12 protein-coding genes are annotated in these 15,110 nt (G+C 53.7%); 7 read left to right on the top strand and 5 right to left on the bottom strand.

The annotated features are described in order from the left end of the window. Positions 1-6: 6 nt before the first annotated feature. From JL719_RS19050 to JL719_RS19040, 3 genes are all read right to left on the bottom strand, one after another. Positions 7-534: an REP-associated tyrosine transposase gene (locus JL719_RS19050; protein WP_033158474.1), complete on the bottom strand. Its 528-nt coding sequence runs from the start codon at positions 532-534 to the stop codon at positions 7-9. Positions 535-739: 205 nt separating this feature from the next. Beyond that, on the bottom strand, positions 740-1,504 hold the full coding sequence (locus tag JL719_RS19045) for a hypothetical protein (protein ID WP_033158408.1): 765 nt from the start codon (positions 1,502-1,504) through the stop codon (positions 740-742). A gap of 75 nt (positions 1,505-1,579) precedes the next feature. Then, positions 1,580-2,752 (bottom strand): phosphoglycerate kinase, encoded by a 1,173-nt coding sequence (locus JL719_RS19040; protein ID WP_033158409.1) that lies wholly within the window; start codon positions 2,750-2,752, stop codon positions 1,580-1,582. Positions 2,753-2,888: 136 nt separating this feature from the next. Here JL719_RS19040 and JL719_RS19035 point away from each other — a divergent pair, with 136 nt between their 5' ends. Genes JL719_RS19035 through JL719_RS19025 form a run of 3 tightly spaced genes read left to right on the top strand, consistent with a single transcriptional unit; the run spans position 2,889 to position 5,838 of the window. Continuing rightward, positions 2,889-4,697 (top strand): VWA domain-containing protein, encoded by a 1,809-nt coding sequence (locus JL719_RS19035; protein WP_033158410.1) that lies wholly within the window; start codon positions 2,889-2,891, stop codon positions 4,695-4,697. Next, positions 4,694-5,329: a hypothetical protein gene (locus JL719_RS19030; protein WP_033158411.1), complete on the top strand. Its 636-nt coding sequence runs from the start codon at positions 4,694-4,696 to the stop codon at positions 5,327-5,329. Before JL719_RS19035 ends, JL719_RS19030 begins: the two co-directional genes overlap by 4 nt. Beyond that, positions 5,326-5,838: a hypothetical protein gene (locus JL719_RS19025; RefSeq protein WP_033158412.1), complete on the top strand. Its 513-nt coding sequence runs from the start codon at positions 5,326-5,328 to the stop codon at positions 5,836-5,838. Before JL719_RS19030 ends, JL719_RS19025 begins: the two co-directional genes overlap by 4 nt. Positions 5,839-5,898: 60 nt before the next feature. Here JL719_RS19025 and glgX read toward each other — a convergent pair whose 3' ends face one another. After that, on the bottom strand, positions 5,899-8,097 hold the full coding sequence (gene glgX, locus JL719_RS19020; RefSeq protein WP_033158413.1) for a glycogen debranching protein GlgX: 2,199 nt from the start codon (positions 8,095-8,097) through the stop codon (positions 5,899-5,901). 184 nt (positions 8,098-8,281) lie between these two features. Here glgX and JL719_RS19015 point away from each other — a divergent pair, with 184 nt between their 5' ends. From JL719_RS19015 to JL719_RS19000, 4 genes are all read left to right on the top strand, one after another. Beyond that, positions 8,282-8,968, top strand: a complete 687-nt coding sequence (locus JL719_RS19015; protein WP_084153397.1) for a DUF4912 domain-containing protein — start codon at positions 8,282-8,284, stop codon at positions 8,966-8,968. 7 nt (positions 8,969-8,975) lie between these two features. After that, complete coding sequence (locus JL719_RS19010; protein WP_033158415.1) at positions 8,976-10,565, top strand: glycoside hydrolase family 57 protein; 1,590 nt, start codon at positions 8,976-8,978, stop codon at positions 10,563-10,565. A 48-nt stretch (positions 10,566-10,613) separates the two neighbouring features. Next, positions 10,614-12,110: an endonuclease/exonuclease/phosphatase family protein gene (locus JL719_RS19005; RefSeq protein ID WP_033158416.1), complete on the top strand. Its 1,497-nt coding sequence runs from the start codon at positions 10,614-10,616 to the stop codon at positions 12,108-12,110. A gap of 194 nt (positions 12,111-12,304) precedes the next feature. Next, positions 12,305-13,897 (top strand): phospholipase D-like domain-containing protein, encoded by a 1,593-nt coding sequence (locus JL719_RS19000; protein ID WP_033158417.1) that lies wholly within the window; start codon positions 12,305-12,307, stop codon positions 13,895-13,897. A 166-nt stretch (positions 13,898-14,063) separates the two neighbouring features. Here the strand turns inward: JL719_RS19000 and JL719_RS18995 are convergent, their stop codons facing one another. Then, on the bottom strand, positions 14,064-15,017 hold the full coding sequence (locus JL719_RS18995) for a hypothetical protein (RefSeq protein WP_129871436.1): 954 nt from the start codon (positions 15,015-15,017) through the stop codon (positions 14,064-14,066). Positions 15,018-15,110: the final 93 nt, after the last annotated feature.

The raw sequence follows: 15,110 nt of genomic DNA, 5'->3' as shown, positions 1-15,110 counted from the left end.
TCGAGGCTACGGTTCGCCGAAACTCTGATCGGCAACATTCTCGCCAGCCCAGTTCAGAGGGAGCCAACCGCGATGGACATAACGGTGAAACGATGAAAACGGCCAATCTTGCACGCGGTGCGCCCAACCGTGCTTCACCGGGTTGAAGTGAATGTAATCGATGTGATGCAACCCATCCTGTTCGTCGCGAATGGTGTGTTCCCAATAACGGCGTTGCCAGATGGATGCGCTGCCGTCATGCCGTTTGCCGACATCGATACCATGGCTGTTCAGCGCTTGAGTGAACAGCGACTTGATTGACTTCCAGCGTCCGGGATAATCGGTATCGTGTTCCGGCAAACGCCAGATGGCATGCAAATGATCGGGCAATACCACCATAGCCTCAATCACGAAGGGTTTTCGGGCGCGGGTTTGCGCAAATGCTCGGCGTAAATCGCCGACATGTTCGACCAGGAAACGCGCCCGACGATCACGCAACGTCACCGTAAAAAAATAAGTGCCACCCGCCACGAAATTACGCCGATACGCGACCATCGCCATTCCTTACGTCGATTGAAGTCAGGCCATTGTAGCCTCGATGCAGCGATAGCGGAATCGAGGGCGTCGGCTTACAGACCACCAAACCCACATCGGCAATTGAAGGGGGTTGGTCTTCGAAACCTCGATTACATCGAGGCTACTTGCTTGCTAATGAGAGGTGAAAGTGCCCAAAGGCAACCATTCAACGCGAGGTTTCGCGTCATTTTCGGTATGTTTGCATAATTGGTTCTCGGAGTGGCTTGGCCACAAATTTTTCAAGCATGCCTTCAGATTTCCGCCTTGCATCGCCTCCACCGCTAGGCAGCCGATTCCCATTATGGATAAGCACGAACTCCTTCTTTAGAGTATCCGTCATCCTACGAAACGTAGGTTGTGGATCCCTGTGAGTCGCTGATAATTCGTTAGCCAAGCACGAAAACTCTCTTACTTGCTCCGGAGTCGCATCCGACACAGTTACAAATTCACTTCGACGATATCCAGCAGCGTCTGTGTAGCGAAGCAATTGCGCGTCACTTAATTTTTCTTCGCTTGGCACCTTATCTAGCAACGGTCCAATATGCCCAAGGACAGCGATAAAGAGACGACGCTCTACGTCAAACCCATACCACGTTATGAGGCCATTGTTGATATAACTGCCAACAAATAGTGAGTAGCCACCCTCACGAATTTTTTCAATCTCAATTGGGATTCTAAGGTTTGCAGCCTTCCGCTCAGCAATCGTAATGTCTTGCAAGGGGGCTGCATTCTTCAGTCTTTCGATATCTGTCTCAAAGGGACCTGACACGCAGGAATCATTTTCACCTAAAGAAGGTGTGGCGATATCCGTCTTTGGGAGGGTAGGATTCTCGGAATTCGCAACTAAAGGTTTGGGCAACAATGACAGAGCCATTAGCAGCGTAATATTCATGGTGAAACCGAACATAAAAGGGCCGTTGTTGCTGAGGGGGCGCAACCAGTCGATCAACAATTCTCCATGTAGATCGACTAGTACGACATTTTAGAGATTACGAGACTTTAAGCCCCGTCAAGACCAGCGCGCTTAGCCGCGAGTTTGCAATATCGCTACCGCCGGCAATTCCTTACCTTCCAGGAACTCCAGGAACGCGCCGCCGCCAGTCGAGGTGTAAGACACTTTATCGGCGATGCCGTATTTGTCTATCGCCGCTAATGTGTCGCCGCCGCCCGCGATGGAGAAGGCAGGGCTTTCGGCAATCGCTAACGACAGAGATTTGGTGCCTTCGCCGAATTGGTCGATTTCGAATACGCCGACTGGGCCGTTCCAGACGATGGTGCCGGCGGTTTTCAGAATCTTGGCATATTGCTTGCTGGTTTCCGGTCCAATGTCCAGGATCAGGTCGTCGGCTTCCACGTCGGCGACGTTTTTCACGGTAGCCGCAGCGCTTTCGGAAAACTCTTTTGCGCAGACCACATCCACAGGTACCGGAATATCCGCGCCGCGTTCTTTTGCCGACGCGATCAAGCGTTTGGCTTCCGGAATTAAATCCGCTTCGTATAAGGATTTACCAACAGAGTAACCGGCAGCCGCGATAAAGGTGTTGGCGATGCCGCCGCCGACAATCAATTGATCGACTTTTGACGACAAGGACTCCAGCACGGTCAGTTTGGTAGACACTTTGGAGCCGCCAACGATGGCAACTAACGGCCGGGCCGGGGTTTCCAGGGCTTTGCCCAGCGCGTCCAGTTCGGCAGCCAATAGTGGGCCGGCGCATGCGACGGCGGCGTGTTCGGCTACCGCATGAGTCGAGGCTTCGGCGCGGTGCGCGGTACCAAAGGCGTCCATCACGAATATGTCGCACAGCGCGGCCATTTTTTGGCCCAGTTCGGCGCTGTTTTTCTTTTCGCCCTTATTGAAACGCACGTTCTCGCAAAGCACTACTTCGCCGCGTCTAACTTCCACGCCTTCCAGCCAATCTTTCACCAAACGTACCGGTTGACCCAGCAATTTTGAAAAACGCTCGGCGACGGGTTTAAGGCTTGATGCTTCGTCGTACTCGCCTTCGGTGGGACGGCCCAAGTGCGACATCAAAATCACTGCCGCGCCGCCGGCCAATGCGGCTTCCACGGTCGGGACGCTGGCCTGGATACGCAAGTCGCTGGTGACTTTGCCGTCTTTAACCGGCACATTCAAATCTTGGCGGATTAGTACGCGCTTGCCGGCCAAATCCAGATCGACCATTCGTTTGATAGACATAAGTTCTCCTTTGGTTGAAATAGTGAAAACATTATAAAGTGTAACGCCGGCCGCAGCCTGAATTAAAAAATAACAGAATAGTCAGGCGCTTGGACTATATTTGCTATCCGTTGCCTAAACTTTTACCGGCGGACTTATGTTCAAGGCGTTTATTTTTACGGTGTTCTGTGTGTTGGTGGTTACTGTTGATTCTGCGCGCTGCCAACCCTTGCCTGCCGCTGCCGGCGCCGACGAAATTCAAGTGTTGATAGACGTATCCGGCAGCATGAAACAGAACGATCCGGACAATCTGCGCGTCGAGGCCAGCCGTTTGTTAGTCAATTTGTTGCCGGACGGTGCCAAGGCCGCGTTTTGGTTATTCGCCGAAAAAACCGCGCCGCTGTCCGCTACCGATGCTGTCAATGCAACCTGGAAACAGCAAGCCGGCAAAACCATCGGCAATATTCATTCTCGCGGTTTGTATACCCACATCGAGGACGCGATTCAGACGGTGCTGAGCCAGGGCTTTAAGGGCGGCGGCAAGAAACATCTGATTTTATTGACCGACGGTTTTGTGGACATTTCCAAGGACATCATGCAAAGCGCGGATTCCCGCGAGCGCATCCTCAGCGAGTGGATCCCCAAACTCCAGCAGCAAAACATCAACGTACAAACCGTGGCATTGTCCGAGCAAGCCGATAAAGAATTGTTGGAAAAACTGGCTTTCGAGACCGGCGGCTGGGCGGAAACCGCGCAATCGGCGGAGCAATTGCAACGGGTGTTTTTGAAAATGGCCCAAAAAGCCGCGCCGAAAGAGACTTTGCCGCTGACCGATAATAAATTCCAGGTCGATAGCGGCATCCACGAGTTTTCGGTGTTGGTGTTCAAAAAACCGCATGCCGCGCCAACCCAATTGGTTGCGCCGGACGGCAAAAGTATCAGTAAACAAAGCATGGTCGCCAACGTGTCCTGGCTGGAAAGCCAGGCTTACGACCTGATCACCGTCAAGCAACCCTTGATCGGCGAATGGCGTTTGGTGGCGGAAGTCGATCCCGATAACCAAGTCATGATCGTCACCGACCTGAAATTGCAACTCAGTGAGATACCTAATTTTCTGGGCGAGAATGAAGCCTTGCCGATTAAGGCGCATTTCACCGACAAGGATAAGCTGATAACCCGCGCCGATTTCCTGGGCATGCTGACCCTGGAAGTGATCCAGGATCAGCAAGCACCGGCAAAAATGCTGGTCGTGGTTGCAGAACCCGGTTTTTACCAGCACAAGACTGAGCATTTAAGTTTGGGCAAGCATTTGCTGAAAATCGTTGCCGACGGCAAGACCTTCAAGCGGGAAATTATTCATGAGATCGAAGTGGTTGCCACGCCGATTACGGTCGAGAAGCACGTCGATGCAGCACAACGCCAAGTCACCCTAAAACTGTTACCGGATACCAAACTGATCGATCCCGCCGGTTTGGTGGTCAATGCAGTGATTAACCAAACCGGGCATGAGCCGGAAACCCGCGCATTGACAAATAAAGACGGGGTTTGGCTGCTGGATTTGGCCGGTTTGCCGGCGCAGACCACCACGCATGTCAATTTTAATGTGATGGCTAAAGATCATGCCGGCAAGCCGTTGGCGCCGGCGATCAAACCGCTGAGTATCGATGACAGTTGGTTCGTTCCTGCCGAGAAAGTCGAGGCTGCCGCACCGGCGGCATATACGGATGCGCATCACGAATCAGCTGATCCTGAAAAAACCGATCACGAAGCCGATGCCGGGCAGCATGAGCAGGCTGAGCATGAGCTACATCCGCCGCCGGACGCCCCGGAAACCAATTGGTTGTTGGTTGGCGGCATCATGTTGGCCATCAATCTGATATTGGGTGTGGGTGGATTTTTTACCTATCGATACCTGAAAAAAAGCCAAGCAGATAAACATCAGCAGTTACTGGAGAGATTGTCATGAATCCATTCGATTCCGTGGTAGTGATATTAGCGGCGGAGGCGTTGGGGGTTTTGACGCTGTTGGTTATCGTGCTGTTTTTTATCTCGAGAAACCGGCGAGGGAAGGAGATGGCCGAAATTGAACATTTCATTACCGAGCTTGAAGAGCAGTCCATCGTGAAGACTCGCTGGTTGGAGCAATTTCTGGAAGAAAACTGCGGGTTGGCTACAGCGGAGATTGAGCCATTGTTGCAAGAAGTCAATGCATCAGAACGCGCTGTGTTTGAAGGGGTTATTCGCTTGTTTTTAAAACGCGAATTGGTGTTGTTGAGTGAGATTGAGCAACGTATCGGTCGGCTAACCGAGCCATATCAGAATTTGCTGGCGAATCGGGGCACGCTTGCGCCGGTTGCTGCGGCGCAGGATTCGCCCCAAGCGAACCAATTGGCCGGCTTGGAGCGGATTAACCAACAACTGGTGCGGCAACTGGATAACGCGATGAAAACCATAGACGAAATGTCCGCCGAATATACCCGAGTGTTTAGCGGCAATCAGACCGCCTTAGAGTTGGAAAACAGCAGTAAAAAGATGCTGCAAATTTTTCATGATGCCGAACGCGGTGTGCGTGAAAGCATTACGGAGCTGGGGAAATGATGCAATCTCTGCTGCTTATCGGCTTAGGAGAGCTATCGCTGGTGTTGTTGACCGGCTTGATCGCGGTGTTAGTCGTTAATCGGCGGCATAAACGTCGGCGGCTGGCCGGCATCGAAGAGTTGCTGGAAGACATTAAGGACCGGCAGGAGCGGCGCGGCGACAGGTTGGCCTTGGCCTTGGCCGGTAAGCATCACTTAGACGAACAAGCCGCGCAAGCAGTCAGCGACACCCTGATTGCGGCGGAAAAGCAGTTTTTGTATGGGTTTGTTGAGCAGCAAATGCAGCAGCAGACCGTGGCCGGTTTTTACGAAAACCTGTGCCTTTTGCTGGATAGTTATCTGGACGGCTTACCCAAAGTGGCTGAAAAACCGGTTGCCGACGAGCCGCCTGCGGAGACCGAAGAACAATTTGCCGACACCGATTCCGAGCAGCCAAAGTCGCAGAGCTCTGATGAACCCCCTCCCGAAGAGGCTCCACCACCACCGGATTGGGGGGATGTGTTTGATTGATGATTTTGGCAGCTTGTTGTCAGGGCGCACCATAGCGTACCCTGACAACAGGCTGTTTCATTAACTTGTCGGTATTTCCGTCGCCGGCTGGTCGAGCAACTTGATGCCGGTCAATTTGCTGAAAAAACTGGCGGACCGTTTGGCCACGCTATCGCCTCCATCGATACCGGTTTGATGGGTGTTTTCAAACACCACAATGGAGTGCGGCTCCACGGTATACCAGGGTCTGCTCAGTGCTTTTTGCTCGGCCGGCTCGATAATGTCTTTGGGCGATGTTTGCGCGGTATCCACGGCCAGACACCAGCTCTTGCCCTCAACCTCCGGTAGCTGCAGGTTGTGTTTGCTGTCGGACATGTTCATTATTGCGTGCAGGTCGGGTTCATCTTTGCCTAATGCCGCCAGCGTAAAGGCCAGAATCCGCGTGTTCGGGTCGTCCCAACGCGGCGGTTGATCTACTTCCAGGCCATGCCAGCTGATGTCGGCCATATCCTTATCTTCCATTTTTCGGCCGGTGAGGAAGTTTCGGCGCATCAAGGCCGGATGGCGTTTGCGCAAACGGATCATCTGCTGCACAAAGTGCAGCACGTCGGCATTGTCCTTGGCTTTATCCCAATTCAGCCAGCTCAATTCGTTATCCTGACAATAACAGTTGTTATTGCCTTGCTGGGTGTGCAGAAATTCGTCGCCAGCCAGCAACATCGGTACGCCATGGCTAAGCAGCAAAACCGTAAAGGCGTTTTTCACCTGTTGCCGCCGCAGTTTGACTATGGCCGGGTCGGGGGTTGGGCCTTCCACGCCGCAGTTGCTGCTGAGATTATTACTGCAACCGTCTCGATTGTTTTCGCCGTTGGCGGTATTGTGTTTTTCGTTGTAGCTGAACAAGTCTTTTAACGTAAAACCGTCGTGGCAGGTGACAAAGTTAATGCCGCTGATCGGCAAGCGGTGCTGATGTTGATAGAGATCGCTACTGCCGCAAATTCGGGTGGCCACTTCGGCGATGATGCCGGTGTCGCCGCGCAGGAAGCGGCGAATTACGTCGCGGTAGCGGCCGTTCCATTCGCCCCAGCGGTAGCCGGGAAAGTTGCCGACTTGGTATAGTCCCGAGGCATCCCAGGCCTCCGCAATTAGCTTGGTTTTGGCCAGTTGTTCGGATAGTTCTATGCCCCAGACCAGCGGCGGATCCTGCAGTACGCTGCCGTCTTCGCCGCGCGCCAACGCGCTGGCCAGGTCGAATCTAAAGCCATCCACATGCATTTCCCGCACCCAGTATTCCAGGCAGCTGATGATGAAGTTGGTGACCAGCGGGTGGTTGGCGTTCACGGTGTTGCCGCAGCCGGTATAGTCGTGAAAGATGCGTTTGTCGTGCTTGTCGGTCAAATAAAAGCTGTTGCCGGTAATGCCTTTGAAATTGATCACCGGACCGTCGGCGCCGGCTTCGGAGGTGTGATTGAACACCACGTCCATGATCACGCCGATGCCGGCCTTGTGCAAGGCTTTCACCAGATCGCGGAATTCGCGGATATGCGTGCCTTGTTCCGGCGTGACGCAGTATCCGGGATGCGGGCTAAAGAAGCTGTGCGTGCTGTAGCCCCAATAGTTTTTCAAGCCCAGATCGGCGGTATGCGGCGGCACGTCTTGCTCGTCGAAGGCCATGATAGGCAGCAGTTCGACATGGGTAATGCCCAGCTTTTTCAGGTAAGGGATTTTTTCGATCAGGCCGATAAAGGTGCCGGGGTGTTTAACCTTGGCGGAGGTGTGACGGGTAAAGCCGCCGACATGCAATTCGTAAATAATGGCTTTTTCGCTGCGAATAGCCAGCGGTGTGTCGCCTTCCCAGTCGTAACGGTCATCTACCACCACCGCGCGCATGGCATGTTGGCTATTATCACCGGGCTTGCAGGCGGCGGCGCGGTTCCATAATTTGTCGCTGATTGCGCGCGCCCAAGGGTCCAGCAATAATTTTTCGCGATCAAACCGCAAGCCCGATTCGCGCGTGTTGGCGGGGCCGTCGATGCGCCACGCATACCAGGTGCCGACCGGCAGTTCTTCGACAAACACGTGCCAGGAGAAAAACGTATGGTTTTTCTCTTTTTGTAAGGGTATGACTTGTAAAGGTTTTATGCTGTCGGATTCGGCAAATAACAGCAGTTCCACGTCCGTCGCGTGGCGGCTGGAGATGGAGAAGTTGACGCCGCCCTCGCTGACCCGGGCGCCGTGAGGATAGGGACTCCCTGACTTTAAACTGTATGGTTTGTGCATGCCCTTTACCGAGAAACTGTGAATTAGTCCTGATTTTACTGCATATAAGGGCTGCGGGCCTACGCCTTGCGTAAATAATCGACAACGGTTAGAGTCTATAAAGCCTGGTCGCTGCGGCGATACGTCGCGGAGTGTCCGCTACCCACAGGATAAAACCTAGTCACCCGACCCGTTAACATTGCCGATGGCCTTTTCCTCCTCACCGTCTCAAGTCCGCATGCCGCTTTCTGCGGAGGAAATGCGGGCTATCAGTCTGGAGATTAGCCGGGGTTTTGCCCCGCGCCGGTTTAGAGCCGGCGCGGCGCGGTTAACGAGTACTGGCTTCTCGCCGCAAGAGTTGTTAAGCATTAGTCAGCAGATTAATCGCGAATTTGCCCCACCCCAGCAACGCGCTGCCGCCCAAGCTGAAAGCGCCAAGCTGGTGGCGTTGCCGGTCGATCCGGAACATATTCATGTCTATTGGCAGCTGGATGAAGCCGCTCAGGCGTCTGTGCCGCTTACCGAGCCACCGGCAGATGTCCAGCCTTTGACCTTGCGCGTATACAGTCATCCTGCGCCGCCCGAAGCGGTCCCGTTGCCGGCTGAATCGGCCAAAACCTGGTTCGATGTGCCGGTTGCCGCCGAACGCAGCCAACAGCAGATTACGCTGCCCAGCGGCGACACCTGCATCGCCGGGATTTATCAGGTGGCGATTGGTCGGCTCAATGCTCAGCAGGAATTCAATCCCTTGGCGTATTCGCAGGCTGCCGCAGTCGCGCCGCAAGTGTCGCCGATGACGGAAAGGCTGTCGCCGGCGATGGCGCAGTTTATAATGCTGCCTTCCCAGGCGTCTTCGGCGCTTGCCGTAACCGCGTCCGGCCAACAAAACTAATTCCGCGATGAACAAAGGCTATCTCAGCATCGTTTTGCATGCCCATTTGCCCTATGTGCATCATCCCGAACACGACAGTTTTTTTGAAGAAAACTGGTTGTTCGAAGCCATTACCGAATGCTATTTGCCCTTGTTGGCGATGCTGGAACGTTTGCATGTCGATCAAGTGCCGTACCGGCTGACCTTGTCCTTGTCGCCGACGTTGATGACGATGTTGCGCGATCCCTTGCTGCAAAACCGTTATCTGCATTATCTGCAAGGCCGGCTGGAACTGGCGGAGCGGGAGTTGGAGCGCACGCGCGGGCTACCGCAGTTCGAGCCGCTGGCGCAGATGTATATGCAGTGGTTTCAGGACGCCTTGCATCGCTACCAGCACCGCTATGAATGCGATTTGCTGACGGAGTTTCAACGGCATCACAGCGCGGGCTGCCTGGAGTTGATTACCACCGCAGCCACCCATGGCTTTTTACCCTTGTTAAATGTCAGTCCGGTGTCGGTGCGTAATCAAATCGGCGTGGGTATCGCCAGTTTTAAGAGCCAATTCGGCTTTGCACCCAGCGGATTTTGGTTGCCGGAATGCGGTTACTATCCGGGCCTGGAACAGGCGCTAAAAGCCGAAGGCATCACTTATTTTTTCGTCGATAGCCATGCAGTCATGGATGCCGACCAACCGCCGCGCCATGGTGTGTATGCGCCGTTGGATTGCGGCAATGGCGTGGCGGCGTTCGGCCGCGATCCGGCTTCGTCGCGGCAGGTGTGGAGCGCCGAGGAAGGCTATCCGGGGGATGGGGATTATCGCGAGTATTATCGCGACATCGGCTTTGACTTGCCCTTGGAATATATCGCGCCTTATATTCTGGACGGCGAAACCCGGATCAACACCGGCATCAAGTACTACCGGATTACCGGCGCCAAGCAAACCAAGCAGGTGTACCAACCGGAGCGGGCCAAGCAGAAGGCGCGCCAACATGCCGAGGATTTTATCGTGCGCCGTCAGCAGCAAATTGACGCGCTGACTGCGGAAATGCCGCAAGCGCCGCTTATCGTCGCGCCTTACGATGCTGAACTATTCGGACATTGGTGGTTCGAAGGGCCTTTATGGCTTGAACAAGTGTTACGCTTGGCGGCGAGCAGCGAAAACGGTATCCAGACCGTCAGTTGCGGCGATTATTTGCAATTGCCGTTGCAGCATGTGCAGGCTACGCCGGCCGCTTCCAGTTGGGGCGAACACGGTTATTCCAGTTATTGGCTGAACGAAAGCAATGACTGGATTTATCCCCTGTTACACAAGGCCGCCGCCGAAATGGAAAAGCTGGCCAACGATTTACGCGGTTTTACTGTGAGTGATTTACAACAACGGGCGTTAAATCAGGCTGCCCGGTCATTGTTGCTGGCGCAGTCTTCGGATTGGCCGTTTATCATGAAGGCCGGTACCACTATCGATTATGCGCGCAAACGCATCACCGACCATTTGGCTCGTTTTAATTATCTGCACGATGCGATTCGCAAAAACCGTATCGATGAACGCTACCTGACCGCGCTGGAAATCATGGACGATATTTTTCCTGACATCGATTTTCGCCATTATGCCGCCTAGACAAAGGCCCGTTTTGGGCACTGCTTAACCCAACCTCCAGGGGGAGCTATGGATAACATCCAATTGTTGTATGTAGCCAATAACGTCACCGGCAAAGCCGCCGCCTGTCAGCAATCCTTGCAGTTTTTGATGCGGGTGGCCGACCTGGATTATCACAAGCAAGTTGACGTGCTCTGGGCCGGCGAAGATGGCGTCTGGCATGTTTTGCCGGCCTTATTCAACCGTAAGGCGGAAGACAGGCAGGAGTATTGGCAGGCCGACATCCTATTTCCGCCGCAGCCGCATGCCGACATACCCGGCGATATTCGTTTTGCTTTGCGTCTGCAAGCAGCCGGCAGCGAATATTGGGACAACAACGAAGGTGGCGACTATTTTAGCGGCGCGGGTAGTGGGGCTAGATTGACCAGTGCCGCGGCCATGCTGCAATTGAGCCACGCCGAACAACTTCAGGACGGGCAACATTCCGTGCCGGTCAAACTGGCGGTGGACGCTGCGCTGGAAATAGACCATGTCACGATCCATTGGACTATCGACGATTGGCAACACAGTCACACCACCAGCTGCCGCCGCCAGGCGCAAAGGAAGTCTGCCCATAAAGCCCTCTATGCCGGCTTGCATCTTGCGCAAGTGTGGAACGGGCGGATCAGGGTAGGGGACGCTTTTCGTTTGCAATACAGCATCTGCTGTGAAAACAAGCAGCAACGGCTGTGGGATAACAATGCCGGGCAAAATTACGCGCTAAGCCGCACGCCGCTACGGCTGTTGATTTTGAATCTGCACTGTTACCAAGAGGAAGACCAAGACCGGAAATTTTGGCAAATTGCTAACGCTATCGACGAGTTGGGCGCGGATGTGGTTTGCCTGCAGGAAGTGGCCGAGTATTGGAATGACGGGCGCGGCGATTGGCCGTCCAATTCTGCTAATATCATCAACCAGCGCTTGCCGCAACCGTTTCATCTGTACACGGATTGGTCGCACCTGGGGTTCGACAAATTCCGCGAGGGCGTGGCCATTCTTAGCCGCTATCCCTTTATAGAGCAAGAAGCCCGCTACGTATCCGATAGCCACGATGCCTATAGCATTCATTCCCGCAAAGTGGTATCGGCGCGGATCAAGGTGCCGTATGTCGGTACCGTCGATGTGTTTTCCGCGCATTTAAGTTGGTGGGAAGACGGTTTCCAGCAACAATTTCAACGACTATCCGCGTGGGCGAACGATAAACGCAGCGCCGAGGTGGATGCCACCTTGCTATGCGGTGATTTCAATATCGCCGCCGGTTCGACGGGCTATCAACTGGTGGTCGACGGCCATCAATACGAAGATCAATATCTCGCCGCCAACGCCCCGGCGTTGTTCGAACAAATTTTTCGGGTTAACGATGCGCATTGGCGGGATTATCTGGCCGACGATTATCGAATCGATTACATTTTCATGGACAGGAATAGCGGCTTGCGGGCCAGCTCGGCGCGAACCGTGTTCACCGAGCAGGATTACGGGCCGGTATCGGATCATTGCGGCTATCTGTTAACCTTTGAGCCGCTATAAACTGAATTGCAAAGGGGCAACCTCTAAAAATCCCCTTCCCTCAGGGAGAGGGCTGGGGTGAGGGATGTAAACAATGGATTTTAATCCCCTCATCCCAAGCTTCTCCCTGAGGGAGAAGGAGGTTTTTAATGTTTTGAGGTCCCCGTAGGCGATTTTACAATTAAGATAAAGCTTGTTTAATTAGGCAGCACCATATGCAAGTAGCAGAACATTACGCCAAACCGGTATTTGGCAAATTGGGCGGTTGTTTCCAACGAGGTAACGATTTCAGGGAAACCTTCGACGTTCGCTGGGGCAAGATAGACTTTCATCTGTCGCACGGCATAGCCGCTAACTTGAAGGTGGTGCTGAAGGTGTATCGGGAGTCGATTTGCGAGACCTATATCGTCGACACCGATGCTTATGACGTGGAATGGGACAAGCACAAACGCTCGACGCGGGATTTTTACGTGATGCCGTATTCCGGGCAGTTCGGCAAGATCAGCTGCATCAAGTTCTCGTTTATCGTGCATTTGGGTGAGCATTCCATCGCCTCGCGCCATGAGTATATTTTCATGGACGGCGACCAGTTAAGGGATAACCACCCGCAGCAGCGCCATATCAACGAGCATTGGGCCACGCCCAACCATTTCCGCAGTTATGAGCTGGACCCAGGTCAATTGCAGAGTGATGTGGATTGGTACAACCATCATTTCGATTCCCTGCAACTGACCCCCAAATTTACCAAGGGCCAGCAATTTCACCCGTATCACCCCAAGCGTTTTATTCACGATCATATCGATAAAGTCATCGCGGCCAAACACAGTCAGCCAGACCGCTTATGCACCATCAAAGTCAGCGTGGATTGCATAGACGACGGCGATTTTATTAATCACTTGATTCATGCCAGCCAGCAGGGTGTTTGGGTGCAATGCATTGTCGATTGGCGGAAGATGACGCTGACCAATAGCCAGAATTACGCGCGCTTGAAGCGCTCCGGTATTGAACTAGTGGGGGTGTTTTGCACGCCCAAACACCACTTGATCGAAGTCGAGCCGGACATGCACACCAAGTTCGTGATCTTCAACGACGAGGATTGCATTATCGGCTCGTTTAACATCACCTTTGATCGTTGGTGGGCCAATTGGGAATCCGGGATGAGTTTTCATTCCAAGGGTGTGTGCCGCTTGCTGGATAACATCTTCCAGAGCCAGCGCGGCGGCGTGATTCAAAAGTATGGCGTCGATCCGCTCAGTCCGTTCAATCTGCTATACACCTTTGGCCGCCACACCATGGCCAATGGCAGGGTTTACCGGCCGCATCACGCGATATTGGCGGAAATTCATAGAGCGCGCCGCTCCTTGAAGTTGTGTTTGTTTTTGATCGGCGATTTGCTGGGCGATCACCACGATAGCGTCGTCAACGCCTTGATCCAGGCCCGCGACCGTGGTGTTGATGTGCAGCTGCTGTTCAACGGCCACTTGGCCCGTCAAGGCAAAATCGGCGTCGAGCGCAGTATGGCCGACGAATTGGCACGACCACTGTTACCGGCCGTGCAACGTCTGCGCGATGCTGGGATTCGAGTGGGATTGGTCTATGGCCAAGACGACTTGCCGGTGCCGTATTCGCCCATCCATAGCAAATATTGCGTGATTGACGATTACATCGTCATTGATGGTAGTTTCAACTGGTACAACACCTCGGTGTTCTCCCACGACTTGATCGTCGTCGCCGCCAACCGCGACGTGGCCCAGCCCTATCTCTACGAGTTTGGGCAGATTCAGCGTTTGTTTAGGGTGTTTTACTGACAAACATTTCAGGTATACGACGACTCAGATCTTCCTGAATAACGTTTTCGACCTAACGCTGTCTATCGTGGTGGATTTTTGAATGAACGATTAGCGTAGAGGTAACTGACCCGCGGAGGCGAGGCGCCCTGGCCGTGGCGGGACCGTTTGACCAACATGTTAGGCCTCAGCTTGCTTTGCGAACTGCTGCTACCCCCTTACCAAACTTCAGCGACAGGGCTGCTATGAGCACGTAGGGCCAGAGGTTCAACTGGATCCAAGAAAACGTCGAGGCGCTGACCGTTTGCTCTCGCAAGGCCAACCGCTGATTCTCAATCTCCACAAGTTCTTGCTGTTTGGTTCGTGTCGAAACCTTCCATTTTCCGAGGTGCTCTAGTTGCTGTCTGGGGGCAGTCGTGCACTTGGAGATGCCGAAAAGAATCAATTGAGCCAGGGACGCCTCTTCGTATTGAATCTCGTGAAGTAGAGCGCTGCCGGGATGGGTTGGTTTGAACGCTTGCTGATGCAACTTGTCGATCTCGACCTGCATATTCTCCTTGAACGAAAGTGCGTCGGATACTAGCGAAGTGCGTGAAGAGACAGCGGACAGGTAAAGGGAAGCCATAGGACCCGCAACAAGTGACGACATCCTGTCGCCCTTAGTGAGGCTCTCAATCAACTTGTCGGCTGCTGCGCAGGAGGCCAGCAGTCTGTCCTCAAAGTTTGGGTACGCCGCTTGCGCGGTCGACAGAAATGCAGCAGTAGGCTCGGCGAATCTGACGGCTGCTAGGCACTGACCGGTTGCGCTCGAAGGTGGCTGCGCGCAGACGGAGGCAGAGTCACGAATGACCTTTATGCTCTGCAAACTTGAGTCGAATGCGGCTTCCGTTTCTCCTATCTCAATGTTCGGCCGCTCACGCTGCATTGTCTCAAGCGCCGTTCGACTGTTCTCTGCCACTGAATTTAGGGCAAAGAGCTTGCGCTGAACTTCGTTTGACGAGAATAGCAAGATCACACCGATCGCAGCTAGAGGGTAGTACACAAGGTCAACGTAGTTCCAGCGAGGGGACTGGTAGTAGACAAATCCAATGGATGCGGCCGCCGTGAATGCGGCCAGAAATAGCATGTGTATTGAGGTCATCAGGAGTGCAGTAGAGCGTCTGGGAGGTGGTTCTGAGGCTCGGCATATCTACCGAAAAATGATCTTTGGCACGATAATTTATTGATCTGCATA

Source organism: Methylomonas sp. LW13, from assembly GCF_016865255.1.
Classification (GTDB): domain Bacteria; phylum Pseudomonadota; class Gammaproteobacteria; order Methylococcales; family Methylomonadaceae; genus Methylomonas.
This window is presented reverse-complemented; position numbering and strand designations above follow the sequence as displayed.